We start from the raw sequence: 18,889 nt of genomic DNA, 5'->3' as shown, positions 1-18,889 counted from the left end.
CTCCTCACGTCCCTTCCGCGGACACGTCGCCCCAGCACCCGAACGGACCTCGATGAACTCTGGACCTGCCGTCCTCTCCCGCCGCCTCGGACTGCGCGACGCGGTGGTGATCGGCCTCGCCTCGATGATCGGAGCCGGCGCCTTCGTCTCCCTCGGCGCCGCCCAGGACCTCGCCGGATCACTCGCCCCGGCGGCGGTGCTGGTCGCCGCCGTGGTCGCGCTGTGCAATGCGATCTCGACCGCGCAGCTCGCCGCCCAGCACCCCGCCGCGGGCGGCACCTACCACTACGGCCGGGAGCGGCTCGGGCCGTGGTGGGGGTTCCTCGCCGGCTGGTGCTTCGTGATCGGGAAGATCGCCTCCTGCGCGGCGATGGCGCTGGTCGTCGCGGCGTATCTCGTGCCCGAGCCGTTCCAGCGGCCCGTCGCGGCGCTCCTGGTGGTGGCGCTGACGGCTGTGAACCTGGTCGGCATCACCCGTACCGCGGCGCTCGCCCGGGTGCTGGTCGCGGTCGCCCTCGCCGCGCTCGTGCTGACCGGGGTGCGGCTGCTCGCCGGGGTCGTGGCGGGCGGGCCGGCGGGAGGCGCGGGCGACGGGGCCGGCGCCGGGACGTGGGAGGTGCCCGGCCCCCTCGCCGGGCAGGCCGCCGGGCTGTGGGACGGCGGGCTCGCGGCCGTCGCCGGCGCGGGGGAGGGCGGCGCGCTCGGCATCGTCCTCGCCCTCGTGCAGGCCGCGGCGCTGATGTTCTTCGCCTTCGCCGGCTACGCCCGGGTGGCGACGCTCGGCGAGGAGGTCGTCGAGCCGCGACGCACCATCCCCCGCGCGATCCTGCTCGCGCTCGCCGCGGTCGGTGCGATCTACCTGGTGCTGTCGGTGATCCTCGTGCTGGTGGGCCCGGCACCGGGCGAGCAGGGCTGGGGCCCGGCGCCCTTCCGCACGGCGCTGGACGCGGTCGGCGCGGGCGGGGTCTGGGCCGTGGTCGTGACCATCGGCGCGGTCGCGGCGGCCTCCGGTGCGCTGCTCGCCCTGGTCGCGGGCATCTCCCGCACCGTGCTCGCCATGGCGCGGGAGCGGGACCTGCCGCCCGTGCTCGCGCACGTCAGCCCGCGCTTCTCGGTCCCGCAGCGGGCGGAGACCGCGGCCGGGGTCGCGGTGGTGCTGCTCGTGCTGCTCGCCTCCGACGTGCTGGTCGCGATCGCCGCCTCGTCCTTCGGCGTGCTGCTGTACTACGCGGTCGCGAACCTCGCCGCGCTCACCCAGACCGGGCAGTGGCGGCTGTTCCCGAAGGCGATGCAGTGGATCGGCCTCGCCGGCTGCGTGCTGCTCGTCGCCGCACTGCCCGGTCGCACGATCGTGGCGGGCCTGGTGCTCGTCGCCGTCGGCCTCGCCTACCGCGGACTCGTGCTCGCGGCGCGACGGTGACCGGCGCCGCCGAGTCGATCGACGTCCCGTACCACTTTCCTGGTACCGGAGGTCGATCAACTGGCCGGGTCGGGTCGCCGCCGACCCCCTTGTCGCATAAGGGTTGACTTATATGATTGGGCGGGTGGAGCATGGGCCCATGCACGCGCTCGACGTCCTCGGCGACCCGGTGCGGCGACGGATCCTCGAGCTCCTCGCCGACGACGGGGAGCTCGGCGCGGGCGAGATCGGCGAGATCGTGCAGCAGGAGTTCGGGATCAGCCAGCCGGCCGTCTCCCAGCACCTGCGCGTCCTGCGCGAGCACGGATTCGCCACCGTCCGCCCGGAGGGCCGTCGGCGCCTCTACGCCCTCGACCCCCGTGGCCCGCGCGAGGCGAGGGAGTGGCTGACGCCCTTCGAGCGGTTCTGGCTGCCGAAGCTCGACGCTCTCGGCACCGAGCTCGCCCGCGGCAAGCGTGCGCGTCGCCTCGCCGCCGAGCGGGCAGAGAGCTCCGGCCTCGCCACCGACCCCACCGACACTGCGACGACGGGCAGCCCTCCCGCCCACACCGACCCTGCGACGGGCACCCCGCCCGCCGCGACGACCCCCGCCACCGAGAAGGAGACCTGACATGGTCGACGTCCCCGCCCAGCTGCAGTCCGTCACCCGCGCCTATCGCACCGAGGAGCGCGACGGCGAGCAGATGCACGTCCAGTCCCTCGAGCAGACCTACCCCGCCGCCCTCGCCGACGTGTGGGAGGCCGTCACCTCGGCCGAGCGCATCCCGCGCTGGTTCCTGCCGGTCAGCGGCGACCTCCGCCTCGGCGGCCGCTACCAGTTCGAGGGCAATGCGGGCGGCGAGATCACTGCCTGCGAGCCGCCGTCGGCCGGTGCCGCCGAGTTCTCCGCGACCTGGGAGGCCATGGGCTCCGTGTCGTGGCTGACCGTGCGCCTGGCCGAGGTCGACGCCGAGCGCACCAGCTTCGAGCTCGAGCACACCAGTCGCGTCGCCGACGTCCCCGCCGAGATGTGGGAGACCTTCGGCCCGGGCGCGACCGGGGTGGGCTGGGACGGCGGCCTGCTGGGCCTGTCCCTGCACCTCGGCGGCGTGGAGGGCTCCCTCTCCCCGGCCGAGGCCGAGGCCTGGGCCGGCACCGACGAGGGCCGCTCCTTCTACCGCGGCGCGGCCGACGGATGGGCCGTCGCGCACGCCGCCTCCGGCGAGGACCCCGCCGTCGCGCAGCAGCGGGCCGACGCGACCTACGGCTTCTACACCGGCACCGAGGCCTGATCCCCGGAGCCCTGCTCAGACCGCCCGGGCGATCACCACGAACTCCCTGCCCGGGCGGTCCGGGGCGTCACGGACCTCCTCGACGTCGAATCTGGCGGCCTCGAGCGAAGCGCGCAGCTCCGCCTCGTCCCGCCAGCGCAGTGTCGAGGTCGACGTCAGCACGGTCCCGTCCTCGAAGCGGAACTCGTCGGAGAAGGTCACCAGCGGCAGAGCGACCTCGAACCCCGTCGAACGCTGCCGGACCGTGCCCACCCCGGGCACCTCGTGGACCGTCTCGGCCGTGTCGGCCTGCCACTCCTCCCAGGCCCGTCGCTCCGGCCGACGGCTCTCGAACACCAGCACCCCGCCACGCCGCAGCGCGCGGCGGATCCCGCGCAGCGTCGCGGTCCAGGCCTCGTCGGTCGTGAACACCTGCGCGACGTTGCCGGTCATCACGGCCGCGTCGGCCTCAAGGGCGGGGAGGTCCTCGGCGGTGCCGTGCAGCCAGGTCACCGACTCGGCACGGGGCTTGGCGCGGGCCACCTCGAGGGAGGCGAGCGCGGGATCGATCCCGGTCACGCGGATCCCGTCGGCCGCGAGCAGCAGCGCGAGCGACCCGGTGCCGCAGCCGATGTCGATCACCGTGCGCGCGCCGTGCTCGGCGAGGATCGCCCGGTAGTTGGTGAGGTCGTCGCGCTCGCCGTCGAAGGTGTCGTAGCAGGCGGCCAGTCGCGGCTCGGCGAAGAGCGGATCGGGGCCGGGCCGGGAACCGGGGGAGCTCTCTGTCATGGCGCCGACGCTACGGCGCTGCGGGGTCTCCGACCAGCGAATACCCGGTGGCGTCCCTGACCGTCACACGAACGAGGTCCAGGTGGTCTCGGCGTCGATCAGCCAGTGGTTGCGCAGGGTCAGCGCGCGCTCGACCGCGGCCAGGACACCGGCGACCGTGACCGCGACGTTCAGCCAGGCGGGCAGCTGGATCGGCGAGGTGAAGGTGCCGACCCGCTCGGCGACCGGCGGGATGCTCGTGATCAGCTCCGCGGCCTGTGGAAGCATCAGCACCACCCCGATCAGCAGCACCACGATCGCGAGCGCCCCGAGCAGTCGGCTCGCCCCGGGGTGACGGCTGCCGAAACGGGCGCGCAGGCCCTCGGCCGAGCGGGGGTGCGGACGCAGCGTCCGCGCGGGGCCGTCGTCCGAGGGGACGAGGTGCATCCGGGAAAGGCCGTAGCTGCCGATCGCGACCTCGACCGTCCCTCCCGGCACCTCGAAGGCGACCGGCGAGTTCGCGATGTGGAGCTGTCGGCCGTCGCGGTAGAAGGCGATCGGCGCGTGCCGGGCGCCCTCGGCGATCTTCCCGCCCTCGAGCTCGGTGGCCAGATAGCGCACGTCCACGATGTACGACGCCTCGCGACCTGCGGCGGGTTCGGGGTCCAGGGCGAACTGGGTGCGGGTGAGCGTCTGCCACCAGCGCAGGTCCTTCAGCGCGCTGCCGTCGCCGGGCTTCGCGCGGCCGAGCTGCCGCTGTCGGCGCAGTCGCTGGAACATGGTCCTCCCGGGGCAGGCGGCGCGGGGCCGCGGATGGTCGAGTCCCTCCATCCCACCCGACGGGCCTCCCGGGCGCCAGTGCGATCTGTCATCTCCTCCGAAGGGAGGAGTCTCGTGGCGCCGGGCCCGGATCAGCCGGCGCGCATCTCCCGCGGCAGCTTCTCCAGCAACCGCAGCCACAGCTCGGAGGCGGTCGGGTAGCTCGGCACCGCATGGCGCAGCACGTGCACCGGCACCGCGCCGACGATCGCGATCGTCGCGGCGTGCAGCAGCTCGGAGGCCTCGGGGCCGACGAACGTCGCACCCACGAGGGTGCGAGTCTCCAGGTCGACGACGATCTGCGCGGTGCCGGTGACGTCGTCGCGCAGCAGCGCCGAGCCGGCCGCCCCGCCGAAGGGCACCTGCGCGGTCACCACCCGGTGCCCGGCCTCGCGGGCGACCGCCTCGGTGAGGCCGACGGCCGCGACCTGCGGATCCGTGAACACGACCTGCGGCACCGGCACCTGGTCGGGCACCGGCTCCGCCGCCTCCCCGGTCGCGGCGGCGAGGATCCGCTGCCCGATCACGCGGGCGCGGTACTTGCCCCAGTGCGTCAGCGGCGCCTCCCCGCTCGCATCGCCGACGGCGTGCAGCCACTGCGGCAGCGCGGCGCCGCCCGTGACGTCCTCGGGGGAGAGGCCGACGGTCTCGAGGCCCACGTCGTGCAGGCGGGGTCGGCGCCCGGTCGCGACGAGGACCTCGTCGGCCTCGAGGGCGCTGCGCCCGTCGTCGGCCGCGCCGCGGCGGCTGTCGGCCTCGAGCTCGAGCCGCACCCGGCCGCCGTGGATCCTGCCCAGCCCCGTGTCCCGGGCGTCCTCGCGCGCACCGGCGATCACCGAGGTCCCCAGACGCACGTCGACGCCGAGGGCCTGCAGCGACTCGAGCACATGGCGTCCGGCGAAGGGTTCGAGCCCGCGCAGCAGCGCGTCCCCGCGCACCAGCATCGTGACGCGGGAGCCGAGGGCGGCCAGCCAGGTCGCCGCCTCGACCGCGACCACGCCGCCGCCGATGATCACCAGCTCCTCCGGCACCTCCACCACGCCCGTCGCATCGCGCGAGGTCCACGGCGCGAGGTCCTGCAGCGATGCGGGGATCACCGGCACGGAGCCGGTGGCGAGGACGACGGCGCGCTCGGCGCGCAGACGCTGCGGGACGCGCCCGTCGGCCCCGGCGACCTCGATCTCGCGCTCGCCGACGAGCCGGCCGTGCCCGCGCACCACGTGCAGCCCCGCCCCCTCGGCCCAGGAGACCTGGCCGGTGTCGGAGTAGTGGGAGACCCAGTCGTCGCGCCGGGCGAGCAGGGCGGTGGCGTCGATCTCGGGCGTGGTGATCCCCGGCAGGTGCGCGGCGGCATCCGCGACGGCGAGGGGGCGCAGCAGCGCCTTCGAGGGCATGCATGCGTAGTAGGAGCACTCGCCGCCCAGCAGCTCGCCCTCGACGATCGCGGCGGTGAGGTCGGTGCCCTCGGTCGCGTACTGGGCGACGTTCTCGCCGACGGGCCCGCCGCCGAGCACGATCACGTCGAACACGTTCAGGGAGGTCGGTGCATCGGAGGACCGAGTATCGGGGCTCATGTCCCGACGCTACGCCGGAGCCGCGGCGGTGTCACGAGCGGCTCAAGCGCCCATCCCTGTCAGCACCTCGCCCACCACGGCCGCCGGATCGGGGGCGTCCATCACCGACCGCACCAGCGCGACCCCGGCGATCCCGGTGCGGGACAGCGCCGGGACGTCGGCCGGGGTGACGTCACCGATCGCGACGATCGGCAGCATCGTCGCGCGCACCAGCGCCGGATAGCCCTCGACGCCCAGCGGCTCGCGGCCAGAGTCCTTCGTGGGCGTGCGGCGGAAGGGGCCGGCGCCGAGGTAGTCCAGGTCGAAGGCGACCTCGGCGGAGGCGCGGACCAGGTCGAGCGTGCCCGTGGTGAGGCCGATGACCGCGTCGTGGCCCAGCAGCGCGCGGGCGTCGGCGACGGGCAGGTCGTCCTGGCCCAGGTGGACGCCGTGCACGTGCGCGCCGCGGGCACGGGCCGCCGCGGCGACATCGGCCCGGTCGTCGACCAGCACCCGCGTGGCGGGACGGGCCGTGTGCACGGCCTTCGCGACGGCCAGCACCAGCTCGAGCAGCTCCGCGGTCGTGGCGTCCTTGGCCCGCACCTGCACGACGCCGGCCCCGGCGGCCGCGGCCTGCGCCGCGACCTCGACGGTGCGCCGGTCGGAGCCGGAGGTGACCAGATAGCAGCGCAGGTCCAGGGCGCGGTGGCCGGGCTGCAGGGCGGGGTGGGTCATGGCTGTCGTCCGATCTCGTCGAGGGCGTCGAGCAGGTGCATGCGGAAGCTGCCGGGGCCTGTCGCGCGCGTCTCGGCGAGCTCCCCGGCCAGCGCGAGCCAGGTGCTCGCCGCGAGCGCGGCCTCGAAGGGATCCTCCCAGGCGGCGGTGCAGGCGGCGGTGAGCGCCCCGAGCAGGCAGCCGGTGCCGGTCACGCGCGGCAGCAGCACGGAGCCTCGGGCGAGCCGGGCCCGGCGTCGCGCATCCCGCACCAGGTCCACCGCGCCGGAGACGGCGACGGCCCCGTCGGTGCGCCGGGCGATCTCGGCCGCGGCCTCCTCCGCACAGTCCGCGGAGGCGGTCGAGTCCGCGCCGCGACCGCCTGTTCCGGCGCCGACCAGTGCCAGCACCTCGGAGGCGTTGCCGCGCACGACCGTCGGCCGCTGCTCCAGGAGCTGCCGCGCGAGCGGGGTGCGCACGGGCGCGAGCCCGATCGCCGTCGGATCCAGCACCCACGGGCGTCCCTCCGCTCGGGCGACCTCGACCGTGGCGGGGATGCCCTCCATCGCGTCGGTGCTGAGCGTGCCGAGGTTGATCAGCAGAGCGTCCGCGAGGGACGTGACGACGGGTGCCTCGGCGAGGGTCTCGGTCATCATCGGGCGCGCTCCCGCGGCCAGCAGCCCGTCGGCCACGAGCTGCATCGACACGGTCGCTGTCAGGCAGTGGACCAGGGGCGCCGCCTCCCGCACCGCCGCGAGGACGGGCAGGACCGGGGCGAGATCGGCATCCGGTGCGGGGTCGGCGGCAGGAGGGGTCATCGTGCGCTCCTCACGGCGACCTCGTCGAGCTCGGCGTCCAGATCCCGCGGGGACAGCCGTGGCCCGAGCAGCGCCCCGACCACCACGAGCAGCCCGCCGAGCGCCACCATCGCCATGACCGTGGTGTGCCGGCCGAGCCACGGCTCGAGCGCCGGGACGTAGAACGGGTACAGCGCCGGCAGCACGAGGGAGAGGCTGTAGGCGGAGCCGTAGCCGGTCGAGCGCACCGTCGCGGGGAAGCGCTCGGAGAGGTACGCCGCGATCGGACCGTAGGCCGAGACCGTCGCGACCTGCAGCAGTGCCGCGAGCAGCGCGGCGACGGCGAGGCTCGGGGCGTGCACCGCCGCCCACCACAGCACCGGACCGAGCAGCCCGGCGACCGCACCCCAGACGACGAGCAGCCGCCGGCGGCCGACGAGGCTGGACAGGTGCCCCGCGAGCGCCATCACCAGAGCCTGCGCGATCGCCGCCGCACCCATCACCAGCGGGACGGCCTCCGGGGAGAGGAGGGAGTCGGTGCCGAGCCGCGCCGTCAGCAGCAGCACGGTCGAGTCGGTGAGCAGCCACAGTCCCGTCATCAGCACGAACGCCGTCCAGAACGCCGACGCCCAGCGACCGCCCAGCAGGCTGCGCAGCCCGGGGCGCGGGGCCGACGGGGCGGGGCTGTCGGCCTCCCGCGCCCCGCTCTCGTGCAACGGCGCATCCACCACATGGCGGCGGTAGTAGAGCATCATCCCGAGCGACAGCGCGGCGCCCGCCACGAAGAGCGCCCGCCACCCCCAGACGGCGTACTGCTCGGGGCCGAGCGCGGCCAGCAGCATCACGACGGCGAAGGCGATCGAGGCCTGCGCCCACGGCGCCATCGAGAGGATCAGCCCGCTCATCAGGCCGCGGCGTCGCGGCGTCGACCACTCCATCGCCAGCGGGATCGCGGCCGAGTACTCCCCGGCCACGAAGATCCCGCCCAGGAACCGCAGCACGAGCACCAGCGCGACCGTCCCGGCGCCGAGCACCTCGTGGGTGGGGACGACCGCGATCGCGAGGGCGCACACCGCGGTGCCGCCGATCGCGAGACGCGTGGTGCGGGTGCGGCCCATGCGGTCCGCGATCCGCCCGAACACCACGCCGCCGACGGGCCGGCCCAGCAGCATCGCGACGATGATCAGCGCCCCGGCCGAAGCAGTCGCCGACGGACCCGCGATCACCAGCATCGCCGGCGCCAGCGCCGTGACCGGCAGGAACACGTGGATGTTGTCGATGAGGTTGCCGACCACCCCGGCGCGCAGCGCTGCCCGGCCCGCAGGCGGCAGCGCGCGGGTGCCGACGGCGCGGGGCCCGGTGGATCGAGGCCCGGTGGCGCGGGGTCCGGAGGAGCCGGGGTCGAGTCCGTCGAGGGCGGTCATCGGACGGCCTGGGGGAGCTGCTCGGCCTCGGCCTCCGCTGCGAGGCGGCGTGCCCGGTGCGAGTGGTCGACGGGCCCGTGTCCGCTGCCCACCTGCAGCGCCGCCCCGTGCGTGATCGCCTCGTGCAGCCAGTCGGTGACCCAGGCGAGGGCCGTCGCAGGGTCCTCGCCGGCGCCGAGGCGGGTCGCGAGCGCGGCGGCGAGGGAGCAGCCGGTGCCGTGGGTGCTGGTGGTGTCCACGCGGGTCGAGGGCACCGGGTGGAGGGTCCCGTCGGGCGAGATCCAGGTGTTGGTGACCTCGCGGTCCTCGAGGTGCCCGGTCTTGACGACGACGGCGACACCGGTCGCGGCGGACCACCGGGAGGCCTGCGCGAGGGCGCCGGCCTCCCCGGCGGCGCGGGGCTCGCCGGTGAGCACGGCGAGCTCGTCGATGTTCGGGGTGACCACGGTCGCGAGCCGGCAGAAGCGGAGCATCGCCTCCTCGGCCTCCGGCTCCAGGAGCCTGTCCCCGCTGGTCGCGACCATCACCGGGTCCACGACGAGGATCCTCGGGCGCTGCGCGCGCACCCACGCCTCGACGGCCTGGATGATCTCGGCGGTGGCGAGCATGCCGGTCTTGACCGCCTCGAGCACGACGTCGTCGGAGACCGCCTCGAGCTGCGCGGTGAGGAATGCGGCCGGCGGGACGTGGATGTCGCGCACGCCGTGCGTGTTCTGGGCGACGACCGCGGTCACCGCCGCCATGCCGTAGCCGCCGGCGGCGGTGATCGACTTGAGATCCGCGGCGGTGCCGGCGCCGCCGGTCGGGTCGGTGCCCGCGATCGAGAGGACGCGCGGGGTCGACGGGGCAGGGGTCTGCGGGGTGCGCGGGGTGTGCGGGGTGCAAGGATCCGAGCTCATGCGGACATCCCTTCGCTAGTACGAACTAGATCAGGTTCCACGGGTGTGATCTCAGCGCCTCGGGCGCACCCCGTGTCCAGTGGCCGAGTGTAGGGCAGGCCTCGGGCGGGGTCGGCCGGCGTCCGGCGTCCGGCGTCCGGCGGCGCGGCCGCCCCGGGCCGGCCGCCACCTTGCGGACCCGCCGCCCCGCGGGCCCACCGCCCTCGCACGCGGGTGTGACAGAGGAACGACACCCCCGGAAATGCTGTGGATATTCCTGTGGATAAACGGGGTATGTGGAGGAGAGGAAGGCGCCCGCACGGCCATAGCGTTCCAGATGCAGCACTCGGCGAGAAAGTTGTCCACATATTCCCCCGAGCCCTTCTCTTCGATCTCTCCGATGTCTACTGTGGAGGCATTGGAAAGCACGGACTTCATGATCCGTGCGCTGCCGGTGCTGACGGGGAGGGGTGAGGATCGATGAGCACCATCCAGTCCGGCCTGCCACCGAGCGATGCGCCCGAGGGTGGTGCCTTCCTCGACTCCCTGCCGCGCCGCTTCCGGAACGTCGGCTCACGCGGGGCGCGCACTCGTGAAGCCCTGCCGGAGCGCGGCGGATGCGCGGATGATCCCGAGCTCAGCGCCGCGACGCAGCGCGTCTGGGATGCCGAGCGGAACGTGGCGCTGAGCCTCGCCGCCCAGTACAGGGCCCTGGCCGAGCTCCACGAGCACGAGGGTGAGTACGAGGAGACCTGCGAGATGGACGAGGTCGACACGCTCCGCGCCGGTCTCGGGCTGCGCGTCACCCGCAGCTCCGCCGGGTGGCAGCTCCGCGACGCCTATCAGGCCGTGCACCTGTTCCCTCGGGCGCTCGCGCGCCTCGAGTCCGGCGCCATGCCCTCGGCCTGGTTCCAGCGGATGCTGAGGTCGGCGCGGCCGCTGACGGACGAGTCCCGCCGTGAGCTCGACCTCGTGCTCTCGACGTGGTCCCCGGATATCAGTCCGGAACGATTCTTCACCCTTCTCCGGGCGCTCGTCGAGCATCTCCGGGAGCGTGAATCCGCTCCTGATGAGCCCGCAGAGCTCGAGCGAAGTGTGGAGCTCGTTCCCGCCACGCGGCCGGGAATGGGGATGCTGCAGATCGTCGGCCCCATTCCCGAGATCATCCACCGCTGGAAGTCGCTGGACGAATCAGCGCGCGCCGTGCAGGCGGCGCAGCGCGGCGCGCTCCGCGACGGCACCCCGATCCCGCACGACCCCGACGGCACGGTCCAGGAGACGGGCCGGGCGCTCCCGCTCTCCCGCCTGCGCTTCATGCTCCTCACGGGCGCCGAGCTGGACGTGGACGGCGTCGAGGTGCCCGCCGAGCGATTCCGTCTCAACGTCACCGTCCCCGTCCTCACCCTGCTCGGCGCCTCGGACGAGCCGGGCACTCTCGACGGCGTCACCCCGCTGCCCCCGACCATGGCCCGCTCCCTCGCCGGCAGCTCGACCGTGTGGCACCGGATCCTCACCGACGCGAGCTGCGGGGCATTCCTCCCGCTGCCCGCCGAGCGCGTCAGGCCCACCCCTGCGATGCTCGAGCACCTGCGTCTGCGCAACGGCCAGTGCGCCGTGCCCGGCTGCACCCGGCCCGTCTCGTGGGCCTCCGAGTGCGACCACATCGAGGAATGCCTGCGCGGCACGCCCGACGCCGGAGGCCCCACCCGCATCGAGAACCTCCACCTGCTGTGCTGGCAGCACCACCTCGACAAGACCAACGGCCTGCTGGACCCCGTCCGCCTCCGCACCTCGCCGACGGAGCCGGGACGCACCCGCTGGATGATCGGCCCCCACGGAGACGCCGTCACCGTCATCGACGACATCGACACCGCCAGCCTCCACATGGTCGACGTGCTCACCGCGGCCTGGACCTCCTTCCTCCGAGGCCGACCTGCCGGGTCGCCCGCGCCTCCAGGGGAACCCGCACCGCCCCGCCTCGATCCGCCGCCTGAACCTTCTCGGGCCGACGGCTCCGAACCGCCGCCCGATGCCCCGGAACCGCCGCCCGGCGGCTGGGACGAGTGGGGACCCCCGCCCTTCTGACTTCAGGAGCACTGCGCCGTGACTCGACCGTCGCACCCCGCTCGTAGGCTCGGGGGCATGAAGATCCTGCACACCTCGGACTGGCACCTGGGCCGCACCCTGCACAAGGTGGACCTGCACGAGCATCAGGCCGTCTTCCTCGACTGGCTCGTCGACCTCGTCGAGGCCGAGCAGGTCGACGTCGTCGTGATCCCCGGGGACGTGTACGACCGGGCCGTGCCCGCGGTGAGCAGCGTGACCCTCCTGGACCGTGCCCTCGCGCGCCTCGCCGACACCGGCGCCACCGTGGTGCTGACCAGCGGGAACCATGACTCCCCGGAGCGCCTCGGCTTCGGTCGCTCCCTCATGCGCGGCGGCATCCACCTCCTCACCGACGTGCCCGGCATCGAGCACCCCGTCACCGTCGAGGACGAGCACGGCGAGGTGCTGTTCTTCGGACTGCCCTATCTCGAACCCGACCGCGCGCGCACCGAGCTCGTCGCAGCGGGGGAGGAGCCCCTCGCCCGCAGCCACGAGGCCGTCACCCGCGCCGCCCTGGACCGGGTGCGGGAACGGGCCGCGGACCATCCCGGTGCCCGCACCGTCGTGCTCGCCCACACCTTCGTCAGCGGCGGCGAGGCCAGCGACTCCGAGCGCGACCTCACCGTCGGCGGCGTCGACTCCGTCCCCGCCGGCGTGCTCGGCGGCATCGACTACCTCGCCCTCGGCCACCTCCACGGCTGCCAGGACCTCACTCGCAGCGTCGGTGCGCCCGCCTGGTACTCCGGCTCCCCGCTCGCGTTCTCCTTCTCCGAGCGGCACCACCGCAAGTCCGTCCTCCTCGTCGAGCTCGGCGCGCCCGGCACCGCCGCGCAGGTGCGCCGCATCGACACCCCCGTCCCGCGCCGCCTCACCGAGCTGCGCGGCACCCTCGAGGAGATCCTCGCCCGCCGCGACGAGCACGCCGGGGACTGGCTGAAGGCCGTCGTCACCGACCCCGCCCGACCTGCCCACCTCCAGGAGCAGCTCCGCGAGGCCTACCCCCACCTGCTCCTGACCGAGTACGCGCCCGAGGGCCGCGAGGCCCGGGAGGGCACCCCCGTCGTGCGGCGCGAGCAGAATCCCCTCGAGGTGATGGACGAGTTCCTCGCCCACGTTACCGGCGGCGCCCCCACCGAGGCCGAGCACGACGTCCTCGAGCGCGCCTACTCCGCCGTGCGCCGTCAGCAGGAGGCCTCGTGAAGCTCCACCACCTGCGCATGACCGGGATCGGTCCCTTCGCCGGCACCGTCGAGATCGACTTCGCCGCCCTCGGCGCCTCGGGCACCTTCCTGCTCGAGGGGCCGACGGGCTCCGGCAAGTCCACGATCCTCGACGCGATCGTCTACGCCCTGTACGGCCACGTCGCCGGCAGCGCCACCAGCGCCGACCGCATCCGCTCCCAGTTCGCGGCCCCCGCCGAGCCGAGCGTCGTCGACCTCGTCTTCGAGACCTCCTCCGGTCTGCACCGCGTGCGCCGCTCCCCGGAGTTCCAGCGCCCGAAGCTGCGCGGCACCGGCACCACGAAGGAGCAGGCCAAGGCGCTCATGTGGCGGATCGGCTCCCCGCAGGCGCTGTCCGCGGCGATCGCGGACGCGGCCGGGTCCGGTGACGGCAGCGAGGTGATCGCCAGCCGCATCGACGAGGTGGGACGCGAGGTGCGGCGCGCCGTCGGCCTCACCCGGGAGCAGTTCACCCAGACCGTCCTGCTGCCCCAGAACGAGTTCGCCCGCTTCCTCCGCGCCGGCACCGGGGAGCGCCAGCAGGTCCTCCAGCGCGTCTTCGGCACCGAGACCTACGCCGCCGTCGAGAAGCAGCTCGAGGAGATGCGCAGGCAGGCGAGGCGCCAGGTCGACGCCGCCCAGCAGACCCTCGCCGCGGCGCTGGCCCGCTTCACCGAGGCCGTCGCCCTCGAGGACGAGGACTCCGCCGCGCTCATCGAGCACGCCGCCGCCCTGCGCCTCGAGCCGCTCGCCGCCGCGGCCGACGCGCAGCTCGCCGCCGTCACCGACCGCGCCGCCGAGGCCGCCGCCGCCTCCACCGCCGCGCAGGAAGCCGAGCAGACCGCCCGCACCGCCGCCGAGACCGCCCGCACCGCGCTCACCCGCATCGACCGCCGCCGCGCCCTCGACCAGCTCGCCACCCGGCTCGAGGCCGAGAAGCCCCAGGTCGACCGGGCCCGCACCGCCCTCGAGCGGGACGAGACCGCACGCCCCGTCGTCGAGCTGCTGCGCCGACGGGACACCGCCTCCGAGGCGGCCGCCCGCGCGGTCGAGCAGCTCACCGCCCGCGCCGAGGAGACCCGGCCCGCCCATCCCGATCTCGTCGACCTCCTCACCCGGACCGAGGAGGAGCCCGCCACGGCACTCGCCGCCGCGGCCGAGGAGGCGACCGGTGCCGCCGGAGCGCTCGAGGACCTCGTCGACCTCGAGGCCGCGCTGCCCTCACGGGAGCGCGCCCTCGTCGGCCGTCGCGAGGCGCTCGCCGCCCGGGAACGGGAGCTCGAGTCCGCGACCACGGCGCTCGCCGAGCGCCCCGGACAGCGCACCGCCCTGCTCGCCGAACGCGACGAGGCCCGCACCGCCGCCTCAGGTCTCGCCGAGGCGAAGCTCGCCCTCGCCGCCGCCGAGGACGCGCACCGCGCCGCGACCGCCGCGGCCGCCCAGGAGCGCGCCGTCGCCCAGGCCCGCACCGCCGCCGAGGAGGCCCTGCGCCGGGCCCGCGAGCTCGCCGAGCAGGAGGCCACACTGCGCCGCCGTCGCTTCGCCGGGATCGCCGCCGAGCTCGCCGCCGACCTCGAGGAGCAGGCGGCCTGCCCCGTCTGCGGCTCCCTCGAGCACCCCGACCCGGCCGGCCCCTCCGAGGACGCCGTCGGCCCCGAGCAGGTCGAGGCCGCCGAGACCGCCCGCCGCACCGCCGAGCAGCAGCAGTCCCGCACCGAGAGCGAGCTCGCCGTCGCCCGCGAGAAGCTCGAGCGCCTGCGCGAGCAGGCTGGGGAGCACACGCCCGAGACCGCCCGCGCCGAGGTCGAGTCCGCGACCGCCGCCGTCACCGCCGCGACCGACGCCGCGGCCCGCGCCGAGGATCGCGAGACGCAGCTGAGCACCTTCGACGCCGCGACGGAGAAGGCCACCCGCGCGAAGGAGGAGCTCGCCCTCGCGCTCGCCCGCGAACGCACCGGCATCGACGAGACCGACCGCTCCCTCGCCGCGGACCGCACCAGGCTGGACGAGGCCCGTGGCGAGGACGACTCGATCGCGGCCCGCCGCCGCGCCCACACCGCCCGGGCCCGCGCCGCGACCGCGCTGCGGGAGGCGCTGCGCACCCGCGCCGACGCCGAGCAGCGCGCCGCCGAGCTCACCGCCGAGGCCGACCGGGCCCTCGCCTCCAGCGGCCTCGCGACCGACGAGGCGGCCCGCGCCGCGGTGCTGCCCGCCGAGGAGCGCCGCAGACTCCTCGCCGCCGTGCAGCAGCGGGCGGTGGACGAGACCCGCCTCGCCGACGGCCTCGCCGAGGACGGCATCGCCGGCACCGACGCGAGCGACGAGGCCCGTGACCGGGCAGCATCCGCTCTCGCCGCCGCGGAGGAGCGTCTCACCGCCGCCCAGGCCGGTGCCCGGGAGGCCGCCGGGATCGCCGCGCAGCGCCGGGGGATCGCCGAGCGGGCCGGCGCCGCGCGCACCGCCCTCGCCGCCGCCTCCGCGGAGGTGCGCACCGTCAGCGAGGACGCCGGTGTCGTCGTGCGCGTCGCGGACCTCGCCACCGGCCGCTCGGCCGACGGGGACCGCGTGCAGCTGTCCACCTACGTGCTCATGTGGCGCCTGGACGCCGTGATCGAGGCGGCCAACACCCGTCTCGCCCTGTTCTCCGGCTCCGACCTCGAGCTGCAGCGCGACACCGGCGCCCGCGGCGCCCGCAAGACGGGACTGGATCTGCTGGTCCTGGACCGCCGCACCGACCAGGTGCGCGTGCCCGAGACGCTCTCCGGCGGGGAGACCTTCTTCGTCTCCCTCGCGCTCGCGCTGGGCCTCGCCGACATCGTCACCGGCGAGGCCGGGGGAGTGCGGATGGAGACCCTCTTCATCGACGAGGGCTTCGGCTCCCTGGACCCCGAGACGCTCGAGACCGTGGTCCGCGAGATCGGCCGGCTCGCCGAGGCGGGCCGCACCATCGGGATCGTCAGCCACGTCGGCGACATGAAGGCGCAGATCGCCGAGCAGATCCACGTGCGCCGCGGCGCGGACTCCCGCTCGACCCTGACCGTCACCGCCTGAGCGGGCGGCGCGGCGGCCGGGGGCTCTTGAGCACCTTCATCGCGAAGCGGGAGGAGACCTTCGAGATCCCCGGGTTCGTCATCACCTGCTCGGTGAGGAAGCGCTCGTAGGTCTCGAGGTCCGCGACCGCCACCCGCACGTAGTAGTCCGGGGAGCCGAACAGCCGGTACAGCTCGACCACCTCGTCGAAGCCCGCCATCCGCGTCTCGAAGCCGTCGACGGTGGCGCGGTCGTAGGCGGCGAGCTCCACGTCGAGGATCACCTCGAAGCCCTGGCCGAGCGCGGCGGGGTCGATCTGTGCGGCATAGCCCTGGATCACGCCCTCCGCCTCCAGCCGCTGCACACGGCGCAGGCACGGGCCCGGCGTGAGGTGCACTGCCTCCGCGAGCGACACGTTCGAGGCGCGCCCGTCCCGGCGCAGGTGGTCGATGATTGCGCGATCGGTCTCATCCAGGTGCATGTGTTGCACGCTACCTCCCTCGAGCGCGAGAGGACGCAATCACATGCCACACCTGAACTGCGATGATTGCTGACATGACGAACGTGAGCATCGAGGCGGTGCGCCGCAGCGAGGGCGAGCTGCCGGAGGGGGCGACGCCGCGCAGCGAGATCGCGACCGGCATCCGGCTCTCCTTCGCGGCGGGACTGGGCATGTTCCCCATCGGTATCGCCTTCGGTGTGCTCGTGATGCAGACCGGTCTGCCCTGGTGGACCGCCCCGGGTCTGTCCATCGCCATCTTCGGCGGCTCCGTCGAGCTGCTCCTGGTGGGGCTCATGGCGGCGGCGACCCCGCTGGCGACCATCGCGCTGACGATCCTGCTGGTGAACTTCCGCCACGTCTTCTACGCCTTCTCCTTCCCCCTGCGCGTGGTGCGGCATCCGCTGGCGCGCTTCTACTCGGTCTACGCCCTGATCGACGAGGCCTACGCCGTCACCGCCGCGAGCCCCGGCACCTGGAACCGGTACCGCCTGATCGCGATGCAGGCCGCGTTCCACAGCTACTGGGTGGGCGGCGGGCTCGTCGGCGTCGCGCTCGCGTCCTTCATCCCCGGCACGATCGAGGGTCTCGAGTTCGCGCTGTGCGCCCTGTTCATCACCCTCACCCTCGATGCCTGCCGCTCCCGGAAGCAGGTGCCCTCCCTGGTCCTGGCCGGTCTGTCGCTCGGGGTCTCCCTCGTGATGGTCCCCGACGACGCCCTGTTCGCGGCGATGCTCGGCTTCGTCGCCCTGCTGATCGCGCGTCATCTGCTGGGCGCTCGTCGTCGGGCGGGAGCGCAGCGATGACCCAGACCGCCTACATCCTCGCCGTCATGGCGATCGGCTTCGCGATCACCTTCGCGCTGCGCGCCGTGCCCTTCGCGGCCCTGCGCCCGCTGCGGGAGTCCCGCCTGGTGGCGGACCTCGCCCTGTGGATGCCGGTCGGGATCCTCGCGATCCTCACCGTCACCACCCTGCGCTCCTCCCTCGAGGCCGACGCCTCCCGGCTCCTGCCCGCCGCGCTCGCCACGGCCGTCACCGTCGCCGTCCACCTCGTGGGCGGGCGGCGCACCCTGCTCAGCGTCGGTGCGGGCACCGTCACCTTCGTGCTGCTGGTGAACCTGCTCTGAGGCTCCGCCCCGGCGGAGGCCCTACCATCGGGGCATCCGCCGGACCAGGAGAGCATCATGACCACGACCCCAGACGCCGCCGCGCGCCCCTTCGCCGCCCCGACCCCCGCGGGCGGATCGAGGATCATCGGCACCGGCCACCACCGGCCCGAGCGGATCATGACCAACCATGACCTCGAGCAGCTCGTCGAGACCAGCGACGAATGGATCCGCCAGCGCACCGGCATCGAGGAGCGGCGCATCGCCGCCGACGGGGTCGACGTCGGCGACCTCGCCGCGATCGCGGGCCGCAACGCACTCGCGGACGCGGGCGTGGATGCCTCCGAGGTCACGCAGGTGATCGTCGCGACCTGCTCGAACCACGAGCGGTCCCCGAGCGCCGCCGGGCGGGTCGCCCAGCAGCTCGGGATCCCGGCGCCCGCCGCCTTCGACGTGGGCGCGGCCTGCTCCGGCTTCGAGCACGCCCTGGCCGTCGCCGACATGTCGATCCGCACCGGCGCCTCCACCACCACCCTCGTGATCGGGGCGGAGAAGCTCTCCGCCGTCACCGACTACACCGACCGCACCACCTGCATCCTCACGGCCGACGGAGCGGGCGCCATGGTGCTGCGCGCGAGCGAGGAGCCGGGCATCGCGCCGGTCGTGTGGGGCACCGTCACCGAGCTCGCCGACGCCGTCACCATCAACGGCGAGGGCCCCGCCTTCTCCCAGCAGGGACGGCAGGTGCTTGGCTGGGCGCTGCGCGAGGCACCGAAGATCTCGCGGCGCATCGTCGAGGCGGCGGGTCTGACCATGGCGGACATCGACGTGTTCGTGCCCCACCAGGCCAACCTGCGCATGATCGAGCCGCTCGCCGCCGCGCTCGACCTGCGCGAGGACGCGATCGTCGCCGACGACATCATCACCTCCGGCAACACCTCCGCCGCGACGATCCCGCTGGCGATCTCCCGGATGCGCGAGGCCGGGCGGATCCCCGCCGGCGCGACCGCGCTGCTGGTCGGCTTCGGCGGCGGCTTCTCCTGGGCCGGCCAGGTGGTGCGCCTGCCCTGAGCGCGGCGGCGGGCCCCGCCGCGGGGCCCGCCCCGCTCGCGCCGTGCGCACCGCATCGCCGCTCCGCCCCGCCTCGCCGCTCCGCCCCGCCTCGTCGCTCCGCTCCGCCTCGCCGTGCGCTCCGGGCGGTGACCGCTCGGTATCCAGTGTGGGGTGTCGTCATCGCGGCGGATTCCGACACTTCTCATGGGATGGGCGGCCATCGTGAAGCCCACCCGCAGCCCGCGCGCAG

17 protein-coding genes and 1 riboswitch are annotated in these 18,889 nt (G+C 74.7%); of the genes, 9 read left to right on the top strand and 8 right to left on the bottom strand.

The annotated features are described in order from the left end of the window. Positions 1–52: 52 nt before the first annotated feature. The 3 genes from D1648_RS15285 to D1648_RS15275 all read left to right on the top strand — a co-directional run bounded on the left by D1648_RS15285 (position 53) and on the right by D1648_RS15275 (position 2,691). Positions 53–1,420 (top strand): APC family permease, encoded by a 1,368-nt coding sequence (locus D1648_RS15285; RefSeq protein WP_122943467.1) that lies wholly within the window; start codon positions 53–55, stop codon positions 1,418–1,420. A gap of 139 nt (positions 1,421–1,559) precedes the next feature. Further along, complete coding sequence (locus D1648_RS15280; protein WP_122943466.1) at positions 1,560–2,030, top strand: helix-turn-helix transcriptional regulator; 471 nt, start codon at positions 1,560–1,562, stop codon at positions 2,028–2,030. Between the two features lies 1 nt (position 2,031). Beyond that, positions 2,032–2,691, top strand: a complete 660-nt coding sequence (locus D1648_RS15275) for an SRPBCC domain-containing protein (protein WP_122943465.1) — start codon at positions 2,032–2,034, stop codon at positions 2,689–2,691. A gap of 15 nt (positions 2,692–2,706) precedes the next feature. On the opposite strand, the gene D1648_RS15270 is transcribed toward D1648_RS15275, so the two are convergent. The 7 genes from D1648_RS15270 to thiD all read right to left on the bottom strand — a co-directional run bounded on the left by D1648_RS15270 (position 2,707) and on the right by thiD (position 9,644). Then, positions 2,707–3,459 (bottom strand): bifunctional 2-polyprenyl-6-hydroxyphenol methylase/3-demethylubiquinol 3-O-methyltransferase UbiG, encoded by a 753-nt coding sequence (locus tag D1648_RS15270; RefSeq protein ID WP_122943464.1) that lies wholly within the window; start codon positions 3,457–3,459, stop codon positions 2,707–2,709. Between the two features lie 63 nt (positions 3,460–3,522). Then, the gene (locus D1648_RS15265; protein WP_122943463.1) at positions 3,523–4,218 is read right to left on the bottom strand and encodes a hypothetical protein; all 696 of its coding nucleotides are present in this window, start codon (positions 4,216–4,218) and stop codon (positions 3,523–3,525) included. Positions 4,219–4,349: 131 nt separating this feature from the next. Next, positions 4,350–5,831, bottom strand: a complete 1,482-nt coding sequence (locus tag D1648_RS15260; RefSeq protein WP_122943462.1) for an NAD(P)/FAD-dependent oxidoreductase — start codon at positions 5,829–5,831, stop codon at positions 4,350–4,352. A gap of 42 nt (positions 5,832–5,873) precedes the next feature. Then, complete coding sequence (locus D1648_RS15255) at positions 5,874–6,545, bottom strand: thiamine phosphate synthase (RefSeq protein ID WP_122943461.1); 672 nt, start codon at positions 6,543–6,545, stop codon at positions 5,874–5,876. Then, positions 6,542–7,342, bottom strand: coding sequence for a hydroxyethylthiazole kinase (gene thiM, locus D1648_RS15250; RefSeq protein WP_122943460.1), 801 nt, complete (start codon positions 7,340–7,342; stop codon positions 6,542–6,544). The genes D1648_RS15255 and thiM overlap by 4 nt, the downstream gene beginning before the upstream one ends. Next, positions 7,339–8,745, bottom strand: coding sequence for an MFS transporter (locus D1648_RS15245; RefSeq protein WP_241155536.1), 1,407 nt, complete (start codon positions 8,743–8,745; stop codon positions 7,339–7,341). The genes thiM and D1648_RS15245 overlap by 4 nt, the downstream gene beginning before the upstream one ends. Continuing rightward, entirely contained in the window at positions 8,742–9,644 is a 903-nt protein-coding gene (gene thiD / locus D1648_RS15240) for a bifunctional hydroxymethylpyrimidine kinase/phosphomethylpyrimidine kinase (RefSeq protein WP_122943459.1), read from the bottom strand. Before thiD ends, D1648_RS15245 begins: the two co-directional genes overlap by 4 nt. Then, positions 9,635–9,727: riboswitch (TPP riboswitch) on the bottom strand. Its footprint overlaps the gene before it by 10 nt. Positions 9,728–10,103: 376 nt before the next feature. Here thiD and D1648_RS17970 point away from each other — a divergent pair. The 3 genes from D1648_RS17970 to D1648_RS15220 are packed head-to-tail and all read left to right on the top strand — an operon-like array spanning position 10,104 to position 16,000. Next, positions 10,104–11,708, top strand: coding sequence for an HNH endonuclease signature motif containing protein (locus D1648_RS17970; protein WP_164518761.1), 1,605 nt, complete (start codon positions 10,104–10,106; stop codon positions 11,706–11,708). Positions 11,709–11,765: 57 nt separating this feature from the next. Beyond that, on the top strand, positions 11,766–12,929 hold the full coding sequence (locus D1648_RS15225; protein ID WP_122943457.1) for an exonuclease SbcCD subunit D: 1,164 nt from the start codon (positions 11,766–11,768) through the stop codon (positions 12,927–12,929). Continuing rightward, the gene (locus tag D1648_RS15220) at positions 12,926–16,000 is read left to right on the top strand and encodes an AAA family ATPase (protein ID WP_122943456.1); all 3,075 of its coding nucleotides are present in this window, start codon (positions 12,926–12,928) and stop codon (positions 15,998–16,000) included. The genes D1648_RS15225 and D1648_RS15220 overlap by 4 nt, the downstream gene beginning before the upstream one ends. Here the strand turns inward: D1648_RS15220 and D1648_RS15215 are convergent. After that, positions 15,990–16,460 carry an Lrp/AsnC family transcriptional regulator gene (locus D1648_RS15215; protein ID WP_122943455.1) on the bottom strand — a complete coding sequence of 157 codons (471 nt, stop codon included), beginning with the start codon at positions 16,458–16,460 and terminating at the stop codon, positions 15,990–15,992. The two genes, D1648_RS15220 and D1648_RS15215, sit on opposite strands and share 11 nt — an antisense overlap. A 74-nt stretch (positions 16,461–16,534) precedes the next feature. On the opposite strand from D1648_RS15215, the gene D1648_RS15210 reads away from it, so the two are divergent. From D1648_RS15210 to D1648_RS15200, 3 genes are read left to right on the top strand one after another with little or no spacing between them, the layout of a single operon-like run. Next, positions 16,535–17,284 (top strand): AzlC family ABC transporter permease, encoded by a 750-nt coding sequence (locus tag D1648_RS15210; protein WP_122943454.1) that lies wholly within the window; start codon positions 16,535–16,537, stop codon positions 17,282–17,284. After that, positions 17,281–17,607 (top strand): branched-chain amino acid transporter permease, encoded by a 327-nt coding sequence (locus tag D1648_RS15205; RefSeq protein WP_122943453.1) that lies wholly within the window; start codon positions 17,281–17,283, stop codon positions 17,605–17,607. The genes D1648_RS15210 and D1648_RS15205 overlap by 4 nt, the downstream gene beginning before the upstream one ends. Positions 17,608–17,664: 57 nt before the next feature. Beyond that, positions 17,665–18,657: a beta-ketoacyl-ACP synthase III gene (locus D1648_RS15200; RefSeq protein WP_122943452.1), complete on the top strand. Its 993-nt coding sequence runs from the start codon at positions 17,665–17,667 to the stop codon at positions 18,655–18,657. Positions 18,658–18,889: the final 232 nt, after the last annotated feature.

Origin of the sequence: Brachybacterium sp. EE-P12, assembly GCF_003711805.1 — a bacterium.
Lineage (GTDB): Bacteria > Actinomycetota > Actinomycetes > Actinomycetales > Dermabacteraceae > Brachybacterium.
Note: the sequence above shows the minus strand (reverse complement) of the source record. Positions and strands in the feature narration are given on the sequence as shown.